The following is an 18009-nucleotide window of genomic DNA, read 5'->3' as shown; positions in this document are numbered from 1 at the left end:
AATGCCTTCCAGTTTTGATAAAATTATTATTATGAGAATGTAGATGCCATTAATGGATTTTGAACTCATCAAAAACACGTCTTTCGCTGTACTTTGATTAATAGCAATAAGCCACTCTAGCACATCGATTTAGCCAAATACAAGGAATTGATGGGCGACCAATCTACAGGCGCCATTATATAAGTAAAAGGTAATGCGCGGTTGCACTATTGCTATCCTGCACTGCTTTTCGTAGACTTAAACAACTTTATTTAAACGGAGCTTTTTACGCATGTCATCTTTGACCACATCTACAGCCTGGACAGCTTTAATAAAACATCACAACGAAACCAAAAATATTCTCCTTCGCGACAGCTTTAATGCAGATCACAACCGCCACCTCAAATTTTCTCTTCATTTTAATGACATACTGTTTGATTACTCCAAAAACAGAATAACCGATCAAACCCTGCCCTTACTCATAAATCTCGCCAATCATGCCGGACTGAATGCAAAAATTAAGGCTATGTTTTGCGGAGCAAAAATAAATAACACCGAACACAGATCTGTCCTGCATACCGCCTTGCGCAATAGAAGCAACCAACCTGTTTATGTTGACGGACAGGATGTAATGCCGCAAATCAACAGTGTTCTCGCCCAAATGCGAACTTTCAGCACTCGCGTCCGCTCAGGCGAATGGAAAGGTTATACCGGCAAAGCGATTACCGACATCGTTAACATCGGCATAGGCGGCTCCGATTTGGGGCCAAAGATGGTTTCGACAGCGCTTACGCCCTACGCGTCCGAGTCACTAAAAGTTCACTTCGTCTCCAATGTTGACCAGGCCGATCTTGTGCAAACCCTAAAGCACCTCTCTCCTGAAACGACACTATTTCTTATTGCGTCTAAAACATTTACTACGCAAGAGACCATGACCAATGCAAAATCGGCAAGAAGCTGGTTCCTTGACAGTGCGAAAGATCCGCAAGCTATTGCCAAGCATTTTGTTGCCATTTCCACCAGTACCAATAATGTTGCCGAATTCGGCATCGATACCAACAACATGTTTGAATTCAGGCATTGGGTCGGCGGGCGCTATTCATTATGGTCGGCCATCGGGCTATCTATCGCTTTATATGTGGGCATGGACAACTTTGAAGAGCTTTTACAAGGCGCCTATGAAGCAGACGAACATTTCCGCGCCACGCCTTTTGAGAAAAACATCCCTATAATCATGGGCTTGCTTGGCATTTGGTATAATAATTTTTACAATGCCGAGTCTCACGCTCTTTTACCTTACGATCAGTCCATGCTTTATTTCGCCGATTATTTTCAGCAAGGCGACATGGAAAGCAACGGCAAAAGCATAGATCTCAATGGTCAACATGTCGATTACAGCACCGGCCAGATTATTTGGGGACAACCCGGCACTAACGGACAGCATGCCTTTTTCCAGCTGATCCATCAAGGCACAAAACTCATACCTTGTGACTTTCTGGCCGCCGCAAACAGTCACTACAAGCTGCCCGACCATCACGATATTTTAATTTCAAACTTTCTCGCCCAACCGGAAGCCTTGATGAAAGGCAGGACTGCAGAGGAAGTTAAACAGGAATTATCACTCGAAGACCAGGCCGACACAGTACTGGTCGCTTCCAAAGTATTTGACGGCAATAAACCATCGAATTCGTTCTTATTCACCAAACTGACGCCAAAAACCTTAGGCTCGCTGATTGCATTTTATGAACATAAAATTTATGTTCAGGGGGTCATCTGGAATATCAACTCATTCGACCAGATGGGCGTGGAACTGGGCAAAACCTTGGCTAAAGTCATCCTGCCGGAACTTCAAAACGACAAAGCCATCGATAGCCATGATTGCTCAACCAATGCATTGATTAATCAATACAAACAATTACGGCAATCTTGATTCACTAGCCCAGACGGATTGCCTGGTATTATTTTGCCGCGCTAACAACTTGCAGCAACGGATTCCTATCGCCTAACAAGCGGGGCACATTAAGCGGATAGGAGCCCTATTGCTGCGGTGACTATTGACTGAATTTAAAATGCCTTTATCGTCTGGCCTTGAAAAAAGCCCTCAACAATTCCGAGCAGTCCTCTTCCAGCACGCCGCCATCCCAGCTGATCCGATGATTTAAAAAGCTCGCGTCAGTCAGGCTCAATGCATTGCACACTGCGCCCCGCTTGGGGTCATAGGCGCCGAACACCAGCCGCTTAATCCGCGCATGACTCATAGCGCCTATGCACATCACGCAAGGCTCCAGCGTCACGTACAAGGTCGCATCGGTTAGCCGGTAATTTTCCATGACTACGCCGGCGCTTCGCATGGCAACCATCTCGGCGTGAGCGGTCGGATCATGGCTGATTATTGGAATATTCCAGCCTTCCGCGATGCATTGATTATCTTTGACCACGATAGCGCCGACCGGGACTTCGCCCTGCTGCTCGGCCCGTTGCGCCAACCTGATCGCATGGCGCATCCATGCTTCATCCGTTGTACTGCTTATTCCCATTCGATAGTTGCAGGAGGCTTGCCGCTGATGTCGTAAGCTACACGTGAAATGCCCGGAACTTCATTAATAATGCGCCGGGAAATCAGATCCAAAAACTCATAAGGCAAATGCGCCCAGCGCGCGGTCATAAAATCGATGGTTTCGACGGCGCGGATGGCGATCACGTAATCATAACGCCGACCATCGCCCATCACGCCAACCGACTTGACCGGCAGAAATACCGCAAAAGCCTGACTGACCTTGTCGTAAAGTTCATGGCGATACAATTCTTCAATAAAAATGGCATCGGCCTGACGCAACAAATCAGCGTATTGCTTTTTCACTTCGCCCAAAATTCTCACGCCTAAACCAGGACCGGGAAACGGATGGCGATAAACCATATCCGCAGGCAAACCTAACTCTACACCTAGTTTCCTGACTTCGTCCTTGAACAGTTCGCGCAACGGCTCAACCAATTTTAACAGCATATTTTCCGGCAAACCGCCGACATTGTGATGCGATTTTATCAGATGCGCCTTACCGCTTTTGGAGCCGGCCGATTCAATCACATCAGGATAAATCGTACCTTGCGCCAACCATTTTGCATCGGTTATTTTCGCGGCTTCCTCGTCGAAAATATCAATAAACAGACTGCCGATGATTTTGCGTTTTTGTTCCGGGTCGGTGATGCCGCTCAACGCGTCCAGATAGCGCTGCTCAGCGTCCACCCGGATCACTTTAACGCCCATATGCTCGGCAAAAGTCGCCATCACCTGATCGCCTTCGTGCAAACGCAACAAACCGGTATCGACAAAAACACAGGTCAACTGATCTGCAATGGCCTTGTGCAGCAATGCAGCAACGACCGACGAATCGACGCCGCCGGACAAACCCAAAATCACATGATCGGTACCGACCGTTTTACGGACAACCTCAATGCTGTCTTCGATAATATTGCTGGAAGTCCACAGCGCTTCGCAACCGCAAATTTCCAGCACAAAGCGCGACAATATCCGTCCGCCTTGTTTGGTGTGGGTCACTTCGGGATGAAACTGCAAACCGTAAAAACCCTTGTCCTCATTGGCGATACCGGCAACCGGTGCGCCGTCCGAGCTGGCAATCAGCGTGAAACCGGCCGGCAAATCGACCACGCGGTCACCATGGCTCATCCACACATCCAGCAGACCAAAGCCTTCCGGCGACAGATGATCCTCGATATCGAACAACAGTTTCGAGTGGCCGCGCGCCCTGACTTGCGCGTAGCCAAACTCCCTGTGATCGGAGCTTTCAACCTTGCCGCCCAATTGCTCGGTCATGGTTTGCAGGCCGTAGCAAATGCCCAGCACAGGGACACCCAATTCAAAAACGATTTGTGGCGCTCTTGGCGTATCGCCGCTAGTTACCGTTTCAGGGCCGCCGGATAAAATAATGCCATTAGGCGCGAACTTTTTGATTTGTTCCGTACTGCATTCGCAGGAATAAATTTCGCAATAAACGCCGATTTCTCGGATACGCCGCGCAATGAGCTGGGTGTATTGCGAGCCGAAATCCAGGATCAGGATTTTGTGGCTATGGATGTTTGGAGATTGTTGATTCACGATAGAGCTCTTTTAGATCAGGCGAAAGGTTAAGGGCGAAGGGCAAAGGACGAAAGGCGAAAAAACCGTGCTTCAAATTAGGTCAATCCTAACCTTTAGCCCTTCGCCTTTCGTCTTTCGCCAAAACTCACTCCATTCGGTAATTAGGCGCTTCTTTAGTAATAGTCACATCATGCACATGGCTTTCCCGCATACCGGCACTGGTCACCCGCACAAACTGCGCCTTTTCATGCATGATTGCAATCGTTTGGCTGCCTGTGTAGCCCATGCTGGCGCGAATACCGCCCAGCAACTGATGAATAACAGCCAGTAGACTGCCTTTATACGGCACCCGGCCTTCAATGCCTTCCGGCACCAGTTTTTCGGCCAGTTCGGTTTCTTCCTGAAAATAACGGTCGCTGGAGCCTTGCTGTTGCGACATCGCGCCCAATGAACCCATGCCGCGATAGGATTTGTAAGACCGCCCCTGAAACAGCTCGATCTCTCCCGGCGCTTCTTCGGTACCGGCAAACATGCCGCCTAACATCACCGCATAGGCACCCGCAGCCAGCGCTTTAGCGACGTCTCCGGAATAGCGGATACCGCCATCGGCAATCAACGGCACACCGGTTCCTCTTAACGCATCGGCAACATTGCTGACCGCGGTAATTTGCGGTACGCCAACACCGGCCACAATACGGGTCGTGCAAATAGAGCCGGGGCCGATGCCGACCTTAACGCCATCGGCGCCCGCTTCAACCAGGGCCAACGCCGCAGCCGCCGTAGCAATATTGCCGCCGATGACCTGTACATCGGGATAGTTCTGTTTTACCCAACGCACCCTGTCCAGCACGCCTTGAGAATGGCCGTGCGCAGTATCGACGATAATTACATCGACGCCGGCGGCAACCAGCGCGGCGACCCGCTCTTCGGTGCCTTGGCCGGTGCCGATTGCTGCGCCGACCCGCAACTGCTCATGTTCGTCTTTACAAGCCAACGGATAATCCTTGGCTTTTTGTATATCTTTTACGGTAATCATGCCGCGCAAATGAAAGTCATCATTGACCACCAGCACTTTTTCGATGCGATGCTTGTGCAGCAGAGCCACCGCTTCTTTACGATCGGCATTTTCGCTGACGGTAATCAAACGCTCTTTGGGCGTCATGACCTTTGAAACCGCTTCGTCAAAGCGCGTTTCAAAACGCAAGTCACGGCTGGTGACAATGCCGACCAACTCATCACCGTCAACCACCGGCACGCCGGAAATATTTTTAGAGCGGGTCAAGTTGATAACGTCCCGAATGCTCACATCCGGCGAAACCGTGATCGGATTCTTGATCACACCGCTCTCGTAGTTCTTGACGTTGCGCACTTCGCTCGCCTGCTGCTCAGCCGTCATGTTTTTATGAATGATGCCGATACCGCCTTCCTGAGCAATCGCAATCGCCAGCCTCGCTTCGGTAACCGTATCCATCGCCGCAGCAACCAGAGGGATATTCAACGTAATGCCCCGCGTCAGCTTTGTTTTCATTTCTACATCGCGTGGCAGCACAGTCGAGTGCGCAGGCACTAATAAAACGTCATCAAACGTGAGCGCTTCCTGAAGAATTTGCATAGACCACACCTTATAACTCAGTGAAAAATAACCGTGTATTATACAGCGTAGGATAGGTGGAGCGCGAGCGAAACCCATATTTTGTTGAATAATTTTGGATTTTCTGGTTAGGCAGGCGTGGGTTTGCGGTATCTAGCTTTTAGGTTTATTATCCCTGCCCTAATTTTTCCAATCGGAGATTCTTTATGCCCGACTGTATTTAATATTGTATGTCGCCTAAAAGCGCCTACTGTTGGTGCTCTATCTCCTCCATCCGTGGAGTCGTCGGCTATTGCTCCTGCACTGCTCTACCTTCTGCATCCTTGCAGTCTCGTGGCGTAAAACTGGTCTCTGCTATCTATTTTTTCACCGCTTGCATCTTCAGCAACGCCAGCCTTTTCTTTTTCGCCCGCTCCGCTTTTTCAGCCTCTTCTTTTTCCTTGCGCAAGCAGCGCGCGTCATAACGCCGTTTGGCCTGTGCGGATTTTTGCGCCCGACTCCGTTCGGTATTGCTGGGCGGTGCGGGCTGCATGACGATGCAATCGACCGGGCAAGGCGCTATGCACAATTCACAGCCGGTACATTCTGCGGCTATGACCGTATGCATGAATTTTGACGCGCCCAATATCGCATCGACCGGGCAGGCGGCGATGCATTTGGTGCAGCCGATACAGTCTTCTTCAATAATAAACGCGACGCTTGGCGGCTTGTGGACGCCGAATTTGGTATTCAGCGGTTTGGATGGAACGCCCAATAACTCGGCCAGATCGCGTATGCCTTCGTCGCCGCCCGGCGGACACTGGTTGATGTCCGCTGCGCCCGAGGCGATGGCCTCGGCATAGGGGCGACAGCCTTGGAAGCTGCATTGCCCGCATTGGGTCTGCGGCAGTAAGGCATTGATTTGATCGATCAAGGTGGGAGATTTAGTTGAAACAGACATGTTTTGAATAGGGTCTTTTAATAGTTCCTACGCTCCGGCGAGGGAATTCAGTTCGCAACGCTCTGGCATTGCGGGACGCCGGAGCGTTCATCGTTATATGCCAGTATCCCGCGGGCTTTCGTCATCCCGACAGTCCCTGGCCTGACGTTAGGCAGGAAACGGAGCGAGAGGCAGACCTTCCAGGTTTTAAAAACCTGGAAGGTCTAATCGGCAACGTTATCCGGTAACCGGTATATGCCTTTTTGTCCATGATGACGACTCTGAAATACACTTGTATAACGGCGAGCACCACCGGAGCGCGGGAACGATAAATTCTGCCCGGCGGCCACTTTGCCTCTTGGTATTACTTAACCCGCATGCCCGGCTGCGCGCCTTCATCAGGGCTTAAAACCCAGATGTCCTTGCCACCGGGACCTGCCGCCAGCACCATGCCTTCGGATACACCGAAACGCATTTTTCTCGGCGCCAGGTTGGCGATGACCAAAGTCAACTTGCCTTCCAGATCTTCCGGGCTGTAGGCGGATTTAATCCCGGCAAAGATGTTGCGGGTTTCATCGCCGATATCCACGGTCAACTGCAGCAACTTGTCCGCGCCATCGACGTGGTCGGCCTTGATGATTCTGGCGATACGTAAATCCAGTTTGGCGAAATCGTCAAACTCGATGGTGTCGGCAATCGGCTCGCATGTTTTCGCTTTTGGCGGCTCGGCGGTTTTTTCCAGATTTTCTTTGGACGCTTCAATAATCGCCGCGATTTTATCGGCCTCAACCCTTGTCATCAACGGTTTGAATTCGTTGATCGCGTGGTTTAACAAAGGCTTGGCATCAACCGGCCAGGCTTGTGCTTCGATGTTTAAAAAGCTTTCCGCATTACCTGCCAGCACCGGAAGAACCGGCTTCAAGTAAACGGCCAGCAAACGGAACAGGTTGAGGCCCATGGTGCAAACTTCGTGCAGTTCCTGATCCTTGCCTTCTTCCTTGGCAATCAGCCAGGGCTTAAGCTCATCAATATATTGGTTGGCTTTATCGGCCAGTGCCATGATTTCGCGCATGGCTTTACCAAATTCGCGGGTTTCGTAAAATTCGGCAATTTGCGTGTTGGCCTTAACGAATTCATGGAACAAGGCTTGTTCTGAACATTGCTCGGATAACTTGTTGTCAAAGCGTTTGGCGATAAAACCGCTGCAACGGCTGGCGATGTTGACCACTTTGCCGACCAGATCGGAATTGACCCGCTGGCTGAAATCGTCGAAATTCAAATCGATGTCATCGACCCCGGCGCTGAGCTTGGCGGCAAAATAATAGCGCAGGTATTCAGGGTTCAAATGATCCAGATAAGTCCGGGCTTTGATAAACGTGCCGCGCGATTTGGACATTTTCTCGCCGTTCACGGTCAAAAAGCCGTGCGCAAAAATCGCGCTCGGCGTCCTGAAATGCGCGCCGCTGAGCATCGCAGGCCAGAATAAGGCGTGGAAATAGATAATGTCTTTGCCGATGAAATGGTACAGCTCGGCGTCGCTGTTTTTGGACCAGAATTCGTTAAAGTCCAGCCCTTGTTTATCGCACAGGTTTTTAAAGCTGGCCATGTAACCAATCGGCGCATCCAGCCAGACATAAAAATATTTGCCCGGCGCGTCGGGAATCTCAAAACCGAAATACGGCGCATCGCGGCTTATGTCCCACTGCTGCAAGCCGCCGTCCAGCCATTCGGCCAGTTTGTTGCTGACTTCGGGTTGCAAGTGGCCGGCGTGGGTCCAATCACGCAACATGTCGCTAAAGTTGGCCAGATCGAAAAAATAATGCACGGAGTCTTTATCGACAGGCTTTGCGCCGGAAATGGCCGAAACCGCGTTTTTCAGTTCGGTCGGCGCGTAGGTTGTGCCGCAGACTTCGCAGCCATCGCCGTACTGGTCGGCCGCGCCGCATTTGGGGCATTCGCCTTTGATAAAACGGTCGGACAAGAACATGTTCTTAACCGGATCGTAGGCTTGGGTAATGCTGCGTGAGCTGATGTGTCCGGCATCGCGCAGACGTTCGTAAATCAGCGATGACAGGGTTTTATTCTCTTCGGAATGAGTGCTATGGTAGTTGTCGAAGGCCACGCTGAACTCGGTAAAATCGGCCAGATGCTCCTTGCCGACCTGGGCGATCAGTTGTTCCGGGGTAATGCCTTCGCGGTCCGCCCTGAGCATGATCGGCGTGCCGTGCGTGTCGTCCGCGCAAACGTAATAGCAGAGGTTGCCGCGTTGTTTCTGGAAACGCACCCAGATATCCGTTTGAATGTACTCAACCAGATGGCCGAGATGGATAGGGCCGTTGGCATAAGGCAGTGCGCTGGTGACGAGAATTTTTCTATCTGGCATAGTGTAAAAGCTCAAGCAATTCGAAGGCAAAATTAGCTGGTTATTATGGCATAAAATAAACGCAAACTACGATTATCAAGCAGCCAACAAGTGCAATAGCGAGTTGAAATCGGTAAAATGGCCTATATCTTGAGTTTTATGCTTGGTAATTGATCAGGCGAATTTATTAACAATTATGGAGCATGGTCATGGCAAGCCTCGAAAAAGCAGCGGTAGAAGATCTTCTGCAAACATTTATCGACCCCAACAATGGAACCGACCTGGTTTCGGCAAAATCGGTCAAGGCCATTGCGATTGACGGCAACAACGTCAGCGTAAAACTGGAGCTGGGCTATCCCGCTAAAAGTTATTTACCCGTACTTAAAGCCGAGGTTGAAGAGCTGCTTAAAACGCTTCCCGGCATCGGCGATGCCAGCGTCGAAGTCAGCGTAAAAATCGTTTCCCATGCCGTGCAACAGGCCTTAAAGCCGCTGCCCAACGTCAAGAACATTATTGCCGTGGCTTCCGGCAAGGGCGGCGTCGGCAAATCGACAACGGCGGTCAATCTGGCGCTGGCTCTGACCGCGGAAGGCGCCAATGTCGGCATTCTGGATGCGGATATTTACGGCCCCAGCATCCCGATGATGCTGGGGCTTTCAGGCTTTCCTGAAAGCAAAGACAACAAAACCATGATGCCCAAGGTCGCTTTCGGCGTACAGACCAATTCAATCGGCTATCTGGTCGAGGCCGACCAAGCCATGATCTGGCGCGGCCCGATGGTAACCAATGCCTTGCAGCAACTGCTTAAAGACACCAACTGGGACAATCTGGATTACCTGATTATCGACTTGCCGCCCGGCACCGGCGATATACAGCTAACCTTGTCCCAGCAGATTCCGGTCAGCGGCGCGATTATCGTCACCACGCCGCAGGATATTGCGCTGATTGACGCCCAACGCGGCTTGGGCATGTTCGAGAAAGTTAACGTGCCGGTACTGGGCCTGGTTGAAAACATGAGCATCCATATTTGCAGCAACTGCGGCCACGAAGAAGCCATATTCGGCGAAGGCGGCGGGAAGTTGATGGCCGAGCGCAACAGGATTGAGTTTCTGGGCTCCTTGCCTTTGGATATCAACATCCGGCAATTTGCCGATAGCGGCAGACCGACCGTGGTCGCCGACCCGGACAGCCGCGCGGCGCAGATATACAAGCAAATCGCCCGCAAAACAGCGGCACGATTGGCGTTAAAGGCCAAGGATTTCACGACAAAATTCCCCAGGATCGTTGTGCAGAATACGTAAAAAGCTTTTTCACCACGAAGGACACGAAGAGCACGAAGAAAAAAATATAAAACTTCGTGTTCTCCGTGTCCTTCGTGGTGAATAAAAAACTTTTAACCTCGGGTGTTCATTCAACTTCCATGCTTAATCCTTGCGCTGCCTGTGGATGAGAAGTTACCAAGTTCTATGCTAAAATCCTGTTTTTTACATCAATTCAGGTAGTAATACTCCATGAGCATTAAGTCGGACAAGTGGATACGCCGCATGGCGGAACAACATGGCATGATCGAGCCGTTTGAAAGCGGCCAGATCAGGGATTCGGAACGCGGCAGGGTGATTTCCTACGGCACCTCCAGTTACGGCTATGATGTCCGGTGTTCAGACGAATTCAAGATTTTCACCAACATCAACTCTGCGATCGTCGACCCTAAAGACTTTGATTCAAGCAGCTTTGTCGATGTTAAGTCCGATGTCTGCATTATTCCGCCAAACTCGTTTGCCTTGGCCAGAACGGTTGAATTTTTCCGCATTCCCCGCGATGTCTTGACGATTTGCCTGGGCAAATCGACTTATGCGCGATGCGGCATCATTGTCAACGTAACGCCTCTGGAACCGGAATGGGAAGGCCATGTGACGCTGGAGTTTTCCAATACCACCACGCTACCGGCAAAAATCTACGCCAATGAAGGCGTTGCGCAAATGCTGTTTTTTGGCGGCGACGAAATTTGCGAAACCTCTTACAAAGACCGGGGCGGCAAATATCAGGGCCAGACCGGCGTTACTTTACCGAAAGCGTAAGCAGGTTTAATAATTCACCACGAAGCCAAAAATAGGCGCCTCTACGACTGCAAGGATGCAGGAGGTACGACTCCACGGATGGAGGAGGTAGAGCAATGCAGGGAGCAATTGCCGAGAGCACCAACATTAGGCGCTTTAGGCGACGCAGGAGCAGTTGCCGAGGCGACAACGAAGAACACGGAGAAAAAACTTCGTGTGAACGGCTCAATGGAAAACACAAAAAGGTAAGGAGTGTTTAGAATTGTAAAGTTCAAAGCAAGCTTTGAACTCCGCCATCTAAATTTCCTGGAGTCCAAAGCTTGCTTTGGCTACTTTAAAGCCGGCTTAACGATTTTAAAGCGTGAGCAGTTACGAAAAAATAAGGTAAAAAACTTCGTGCTCTTCGTGCCTTCGTGGTTTTATGCTTTTATCAAAACTATTGAATAGTTAACGGCGCCGGCAGATTGATCGGCGGCAGCTGCACAAAAAAACCTTTTTCTTTCAGGCTTGTCAGCACTTTTCCGGCGTCTTCCTTAGCCAATTTGCGTTCCGGCGTCAGTTCCAACTCCATCACAAATTCCATCTTGCCAAAGCTGCCGAAAAGCGCTTCCGGCACCTTGGAAAAATCATCTTTTGTATCAACGTACAAATAAAGATGTTCTTTTTTCAAGCTCTTATAAATAAAACACAGCATAGGGTCAGTCGCAGATAATGAATCAAACGACTATTTTAACCATTTTTGATTAGAATGGCCTTTTCTTACTGTCCCGTTAATACCAATGGCTAACTATCAGATCAAACCCGATGAGTTTTTTAAAAAGGCTTGTTCTTTTGAAGCGGCCCTGATTCTGGTCGCGATTATTTTAGGTTGGATCGCTGGCATCGACCCTTTCGCTTACCTGCATTTTTCAGAGTCAGCCATTGCTTATGGCGTGATAGGGACCGCGCCTTTGTTTTTGCTGTATCTGAGCATGGAGCAGATACAAGCGGAGCCAGTGGCAAAAATCAGGAAAGTGCTGTTTGAAACCTTGGCACCCGGCTTGTACCGTTACCATTGGACTGATTTGCTGGTGCTCGCATCGATTGCCGGGCTATCGGAAGAACTGCTGTTCCGGGGTGTTATCCAGCCCTGGATTGAATCGTCCTGGGGCATGACCGCAGGCTTGGTCGTCAGCAATATCATTTTCGGCCTGGCTCATGCCGTGACGCCGCTTTATGCTGTGCTGGCGACTTTAACCGGAATGTATTTAAGCTTAGCCATGGATTATGGCGGCGACAGGAATTTGCTGCTGCCGATTGTTATTCACGGCCTGTACGATTTCCTGGCGTTTATCGCTTTAATGCATGCGTACCGGGCAAGCCGCTTAACCGAGCCCAAAAAGTAATATTAAAATCCAGCATCAATTCAATTCAGCCACTTGACAAAAAAAACCGCCGCCCCCACATAATTGCTGAAAGACAAATCATCGTTTTTAAGTTTGTTATTGCATTAAGACATTAATCATTAGGAGACAAAAAATGGCTGTTATACGTTATGAACCATGGGGTTTACTGAATCAACTGCAAAGAGAACTATCGCTTTCACGGGAAGAAAAACCAGGCGAGGGTTCGGTTGCAACGGCCGAATGGACGCCCGCAGTCGATATAAAAGAAGAAACCGATAAATTCGTTATCTATGTCGACATTCCCGGAGTCAAGCCGGAAAATATCGACATCAGCATGGAAGCCGGAGTTTTGACAGTGAAAGGCGAAAAAGAAGCCGAAGCCAAAACCGAAAAAGAAGGCTATAAACGGGTCGAGAGAGTATCGGGGTCTTTTTACCGCCGTTTTAGCCTGCCGGATTCTGCCGATGGCGAGGCGATCAATGCAAAATGCAAACTCGGCGTATTGGAAATCGTCATTCCCAAACGGGAGGCCATTAAACCAAAACGCATCAATGTAATGTCCGAGGAATAATTCCAAGCCCTCATTATATTTGACTTAAACAATCTGCAGCAGGTCTGGCAAACCTGCTGCGCTGAATATCCATCGCTGATTTGTTGCAGCATCAAAATCCAACCTGGTTTTCCGGGCTAATTCAATTGTAATCGGACAGGCACCACATGGAATATAAAGACTATTATAAGATCATGGGACTATCCAGGAGCGCCACTCAGGATGAGATCAAACGCGCCTACCGCAAGCTGGCGCGCAAATATCATCCCGATGTCAGCAAGGAAAAGGATGCCGAAGCAAAATTCAAGGAACTGGGCGAGGCCTATGAAGTGCTCCAGGACCCTGAAAAAAGAGCCGCTTACGATAGATTGGGCGCCAACTGGAAAGCCGGCGAGGATTTCAGACCGCCACCCAAATGGGATGAAGGCTTCGAATTTAAAGGCGGCGGCTTTACCGGCGGCGGTGGCGGCGTTTTTAGCGATTTTTTTGAGCAATTGTTCGGGCAAGGCGGATTTCGTACCTCCGAACAAGGTACGCGCGGATTCCAGGCGCGGGGCCAGGATGCGCATGCCAAAATTTATATCGACCTGGAAGACAGCATTCGGGGCGCGACTCGCAATATTACCCTGAGCGCGCCGGAGATGGATGCGCGCGGCCATGTACAGGTCAAGCAAAGGAGCCTGAACATCAAAATCCCCAAAGGCATTAAACCCGGCCAGCATATCCGGCTGTCCGGCCAGGGCGACCCCGGCTCAGGCGGCGGCAAAGCCGGCGATTTGCTGCTGGAAATAGCCTTTAATCCACATCCGCTATACCGGATTTCCGACGCCGACATTTATCTGGATTTACCGGTCACGCCTTGGGAGGCGGCATTAGGCGCCACCGTCAAAGTGCCGACGCCGGATGGAAAAGTTGACCTGAAAATACCGCCCAATTCCCGGCAAGGCAGCAAACTGCGTTTAAAAGGCCGTGGCTTACCGACCAAAACGCCGGGCGATTTTCTCGTGGTGCTGCAAATCGCCCTGCCGCCGGCAAACACCGACCGCGCCAAGGCGGTCTATCAAAAGATGCAGCAAGAACTTAATTTTAACCCGCGCCAGTCGCTTGGGGTATAAGCCTATGAGTTCACATGATCTATTGCCCATACATACCGGAACGGTCATCGAAGAGGACAGCCTGACCCTTGAGCAACTATGCCATGCTTGCGGCGTCCACGCAGAGTGGGTTATCAGCCTGGTTGAAGAAAGCATTATCGAGCCGCAAGGGGATGAAATACAGGTGTGGCGTTTTTCAGGCGCAAGCTTGGTGCGGGTGCGTTCTGCGCTCAGGCTACAGCGCGATCTGGGCGTTAATCTGGCCGGCATCGCGCTGGCGCTGGATTTGATGGAAGAGCTTGAAAACCTGCGTGCTGAACTGAAAAAAATGCAGCATGGTTGAAGATCAGAAATATCCATCTGCCCTGCTGCTTGCAACCTCTTACTCAGCACCTTGCCGAGCAATTTTAAAACACTCCACAGTTCCGTTCATTTCATTGGCTGTCAGCAGATAATGCTCGCCATCCACGACATAATGGGCGATGCCTTCGGGCGACTTGTCTTCATCGCCGGCAATCTTGCCCAAAGCGACTACTTTAGGGTGAAAAGGATCGGCCAGGGAAATTAATTCAACCGACCCGGCTCTTTCCATGCCTACGGCAACATACGGTACGCCGTCCAGTTCCAGGGAAACCAGCATTTCCGGCTCCGAGCCTTTTTTATTGCTGCGCCGATCCGGGTAGACTTTATTGGCAAATGCAAACTCATCAAGCTGGTTGCCGGTATCGCCCAGCAAAGCACCAGTCGCCGCATCGAAAACACTGACCGTACGTCCGCCGCTAACCGGCTGATCCTTGTCTGATGCAGAACCATTATCCTCGTCTGTGTCGCCTTCATCGGCCGTAACGAAATAACGGCCATTAGCTACCGTGGTAATCCCGTCGGGTTCGCGCAACCCTGTCATCGATTGGTCGAATTTCACCCAGCCGTCATAGCGGGCATCAACTTTATGCTGGCTCGCGCCCAAGCCGTAATAGCCGATGACTTGCTCGCTGGTTAAATCGACGACCGCAACCGCATCGTCTTCCTGCAAGGTGACATAGGCTTTCTTTGCATCCGGTGTAATAGCGATATATTCCGGCTCCAATAAGGCTGGAGAATGGGTTCTGATCGGAATAAGTATTTTCTTCTCGCCTTGAGTTTCCGAGCCGAAAACTTCCCGTCCTTCAATATATCCAAGCAGGACTTTTTTCTTGTCAATCTTGCCGTTGCCGTCAAAATCCATGTTCTTGCTGATAACACCATCGCCATTCCAATCGATTTCCCTTTCCATAAACCGGCCGCCTTTGCTTACCACGAAGCCTTCATAATTCATCGAGTTCGCCAGTTCCAGATTTTTGTGGCGCTCAATGTGCCCGGACGGGCTTAAGTAAACGATAGAAATGCTGCCTTCCGGCGTGAAAAACTGCTTACTTGACGGCTCAAACAAAAAATCTTCGCCTTCATTGGCGATCATGGCAAACTTGCCGTCTCCGGAAAAAACCACCGAATCTGGCCCAAAGCCGACGATGACGCGATCTATCAAAAAACCGGTTGACGCCGAACGAATCTCCAGCCTGCCGGGCTTGTTACCGGCATCGATAACTGCTGCAAACACATCCAGCTTAGGATGAAACGCAACCGAGGTCAGTTCCTCACCTGTATCCAGCCTCAGGTTGAAGCGGGATATCCGGCGCAAGTGCTCAGGCTTGCTGACATCCAGTACATCAGCTTCGCCTGTCTCAAAATTGCTAAGCACGGCCCGCAAAGTGGATTGCTGAATGCTGACGATTTCCGTACCTCTTTCGTGGCCCGAGTCATAAACACTCACAGGCTCTATGTTCCAATTAACAGTAGCAGGCGGAACAGGCGCGGTTGCGCATCCGGCCAAGCACAAAATTGGTATAAATTTAATGAAGGGACTAACTTTCACCGCTAACCTCGTTGACGACCATTTGGCAAGCCAGGAACTTGCTTTCTGGCCTGATATTTAAAATAGCCATCATATATGAATTCTTGCCAATAAAAAAAGCCGCGCTGGCTTTCCAGCGCGGCTTTGCGTTCAGCTGATGCTTGGGTTTATTTAGTACGCTAACTGGGCACGTACTGTGAAAGTATCGTTATTATCCGGATCAGCGCCTGTTGGTGTAACAACAGCGGTGTTGTTCATGCTGAACGCTCTGTTGTAATCAGCCATTAAACGGATATTATTGTTAAGATACCAGTTTAAAGCGACAGTGACAGCCGACATTTCGCCGCCGCGGAAACCGCCATCATTCAGGTCAACTGCCGAATAACGTGTCGCCAGTTCCCATGCGCCCCATCCGCCATTTTTCAGGCTGAACTTCTTCGCAGGCTCCACTTTGAAAAATCTGCCTGCCTTGTACTTGCGTGATTCGCCGGTGATAGTCCAGCCTGCGTCGACATACCAGCCGTCCAGCTCCAGATTGCTTGAACCGCCATCAGCAGCCACTACCCCTGTGCCTTTTTGCTTCCGGTCAACCCACATTCTGGTATATTCAGCGCCTGCTGAAAACGGCCCATACAAACCGGCAGCTTCCAGGCCTAACATCTTGATATTGTCTACATCTTGAGCTGTTTTATCTAATAACAACAGGTTAGACATGTGATTGGTTTCATACTCAAACCGAAGCGCTCTGCTCGAAGCGACATCGCCGCTATCATCCGGCTTGCGGTAGTTACCGGCGATACCTAAATGCACAACCTTGCCCTTCTCTTCGATCGGCGCATACGTGGCGCGTCCGTTAACAGCCCATCCTTCATCTCCGGCATTGGCAACTTCAGTACCGGTGGTTCTGGCAGGCGTAATTGAGTTTCCAAAAATACCGGCTTCCGCCATCCAGTGTTTCGGGGCTTTACTCTCAAAATTCAAACCGATCGCACGGTCGACAACCGGTGCGTTTAATACGTTCATTAATGAACGCTCGGTAAACATCATATCGTTAGAACTTTCTTGCAACTCACGGCTGAAGTTTTGCTTCATTTGACCTGCGAAAATATTCGCGTACTCCAGGCCACTGTATTGAATAAATACATCCTTCATACGGACATTGTCATCAGCGAAGTCCGCTACGGTTTTGAAGCTCCAGTCTTTGTAGAAAGTGCCGTTAAAATCTATACGTGCGCGGCGAAATTCCGTGCCGTCATTGGCTTCATGATGCGTACCATTTGGTAAGCCTGTTACGGGGTTTCTTGCAACAAAATTATCATTGCCGCTGTAATTTGCATCGGCATGAATACGACCACCCAGCTTAAACTTGAAGTTCTTATCCTTTGTTTCAAAGTTAAGCCCTTTATTATCCAACTTAACATTAACCGAATCAGCCGCTGAATCCGCATCGGCATGCTCTTGCAAGGCTTTGATGGAGTTTTCTTTTAATGCCAGATCTTCACGGATCGCTTTAATTTCCGCTTGATCCAGTTTTTGTTCTCTATCAACTGTCTTGGCAGCTTTATCGACTTTTTCGAACGAACCCATCAGTTCCCGGCCATGGCCTGGCTCTGCATAGATCTGCTTGGTTTTGGTATCTACATAAAGATCCATGGCAAAAGCGCCGGATGTTGCGCCTGCACCTAAAACGGTAGCGATTGCCAATGTAAGTTTAGATATTTTCATGTTTTGCTCTTGGTTGTTATCAAAAAGTTTGAGCAAGAATATGGAAATAAAATGACAGCTTAATGACAGCTTCATGACAACTTCATGACAGCGCAACAAAAGCGATACGCGGTTGCGGATCTACAAAGAATTTAAGACATCGTTAGATCTTGGTGAAATTTTCAATAAAATCCAGCAGATTACCAATTATCTTTTTAGCAACAAAAATACTGCATAATTGACCAAAGTAAATTTTGACCGCCAAAAACTACAGATACCGAAGTTCAAAGCTTGCTTTGCCTGAATAATGGAAACCGTGAACACACCACTACAGATGCAGACGGTAAGATAAAATACCCAAAGTAGATGCTTTGCGACCCA

The 18009-nt window shown here is 49.8% G+C and carries 15 protein-coding genes; 7 read left to right on the top strand and 8 right to left on the bottom strand.

What is annotated here, in order from left to right; translation table 11 throughout:
* Positions 1–271 precede the first annotated feature (271 nt).
* Positions 272–1909, top strand: a complete 1638-nt coding sequence (gene pgi, locus M0R47_RS09175; protein ID WP_292553444.1) for a glucose-6-phosphate isomerase — start codon at positions 272–274, stop codon at positions 1907–1909.
* 145 nt (positions 1910–2054) lie between these two features.
* On the opposite strand, the gene tadA is transcribed toward pgi, so the two are convergent.
* The 5 genes from tadA to metG all read right to left on the bottom strand — a co-directional run bounded on the left by tadA (position 2055) and on the right by metG (position 8968).
* Positions 2055–2516: a tRNA adenosine(34) deaminase TadA gene (gene tadA, locus M0R47_RS09170; RefSeq protein ID WP_292553442.1), complete on the bottom strand. Its 462-nt coding sequence runs from the start codon at positions 2514–2516 to the stop codon at positions 2055–2057.
* The gene (gene guaA / locus M0R47_RS09165; RefSeq protein WP_292553440.1) at positions 2507–4093 is read right to left on the bottom strand and encodes a glutamine-hydrolyzing GMP synthase; all 1587 of its coding nucleotides are present in this window, start codon (positions 4091–4093) and stop codon (positions 2507–2509) included. The genes tadA and guaA overlap by 10 nt, the downstream gene beginning before the upstream one ends.
* Positions 4094–4220: 127 nt before the next feature.
* Entirely contained in the window at positions 4221–5687 is a 1467-nt protein-coding gene (gene guaB, locus M0R47_RS09160; protein ID WP_292553437.1) for an IMP dehydrogenase, read from the bottom strand.
* A gap of 337 nt (positions 5688–6024) precedes the next feature.
* Positions 6025–6606: an electron transport complex subunit RsxB gene (gene rsxB, locus M0R47_RS09155; protein ID WP_292553434.1), complete on the bottom strand. Its 582-nt coding sequence runs from the start codon at positions 6604–6606 to the stop codon at positions 6025–6027.
* A 343-nt stretch (positions 6607–6949) separates the two neighbouring features.
* Positions 6950–8968, bottom strand: a complete 2019-nt coding sequence (gene metG / locus M0R47_RS09150; RefSeq protein WP_292553432.1) for a methionine--tRNA ligase — start codon at positions 8966–8968, stop codon at positions 6950–6952.
* A gap of 188 nt (positions 8969–9156) precedes the next feature.
* On the opposite strand from metG, the gene apbC reads away from it, so the two are divergent.
* Positions 9157–10248 carry an iron-sulfur cluster carrier protein ApbC gene (apbC, locus tag M0R47_RS09145; RefSeq protein ID WP_292553430.1) on the top strand — a complete coding sequence of 364 codons (1092 nt, stop codon included), beginning with the start codon at positions 9157–9159 and terminating at the stop codon, positions 10246–10248.
* A 210-nt stretch (positions 10249–10458) separates the two neighbouring features.
* Positions 10459–11025, top strand: coding sequence for a dCTP deaminase (gene dcd, locus M0R47_RS09140; protein ID WP_292553429.1), 567 nt, complete (start codon positions 10459–10461; stop codon positions 11023–11025).
* A gap of 415 nt (positions 11026–11440) precedes the next feature.
* Here the strand turns inward: dcd and M0R47_RS09135 are convergent, their stop codons facing one another.
* Positions 11441–11698 carry a YcgL domain-containing protein gene (locus tag M0R47_RS09135; RefSeq protein ID WP_292553427.1) on the bottom strand — a complete coding sequence of 86 codons (258 nt, stop codon included), beginning with the start codon at positions 11696–11698 and terminating at the stop codon, positions 11441–11443.
* A gap of 85 nt (positions 11699–11783) precedes the next feature.
* Between M0R47_RS09135 and M0R47_RS09130 the strand changes: the two genes are divergently transcribed.
* The 4 genes from M0R47_RS09130 to M0R47_RS09115 all read left to right on the top strand — a co-directional run bounded on the left by M0R47_RS09130 (position 11784) and on the right by M0R47_RS09115 (position 14376).
* Positions 11784–12389 carry a CPBP family intramembrane glutamic endopeptidase gene (locus tag M0R47_RS09130; protein ID WP_292553425.1) on the top strand — a complete coding sequence of 202 codons (606 nt, stop codon included), beginning with the start codon at positions 11784–11786 and terminating at the stop codon, positions 12387–12389.
* Positions 12390–12522: 133 nt separating this feature from the next.
* Positions 12523–12960 carry an Hsp20/alpha crystallin family protein gene (locus tag M0R47_RS09125; RefSeq protein WP_292553424.1) on the top strand — a complete coding sequence of 146 codons (438 nt, stop codon included), beginning with the start codon at positions 12523–12525 and terminating at the stop codon, positions 12958–12960.
* Positions 12961–13106: 146 nt separating this feature from the next.
* The gene (locus M0R47_RS09120) at positions 13107–14054 is read left to right on the top strand and encodes a DnaJ C-terminal domain-containing protein (protein WP_292553422.1); all 948 of its coding nucleotides are present in this window, start codon (positions 13107–13109) and stop codon (positions 14052–14054) included.
* Positions 14055–14058: 4 nt separating this feature from the next.
* Positions 14059–14376, top strand: coding sequence for a chaperone modulator CbpM (locus M0R47_RS09115; protein WP_292553419.1), 318 nt, complete (start codon positions 14059–14061; stop codon positions 14374–14376).
* A 39-nt stretch (positions 14377–14415) separates the two neighbouring features.
* Here M0R47_RS09115 and M0R47_RS09110 read toward each other — a convergent pair whose 3' ends face one another.
* On the bottom strand, positions 14416–15843 hold the full coding sequence (locus M0R47_RS09110) for a hypothetical protein (RefSeq protein ID WP_292553417.1): 1428 nt from the start codon (positions 15841–15843) through the stop codon (positions 14416–14418).
* Positions 15844–16095: 252 nt separating this feature from the next.
* Entirely contained in the window at positions 16096–17649 is a 1554-nt protein-coding gene (locus M0R47_RS09105) for a porin (RefSeq protein ID WP_292553416.1), read from the bottom strand.
* Positions 17650–18009: the final 360 nt, after the last annotated feature.

This window comes from Methylobacter sp., assembly GCF_023227905.1.
GTDB lineage: Bacteria > Pseudomonadota > Gammaproteobacteria > Methylococcales > Methylomonadaceae > Methylobacter_A.
Note: the sequence above shows the minus strand (reverse complement) of the source record. Positions and strands in the feature narration are given on the sequence as shown.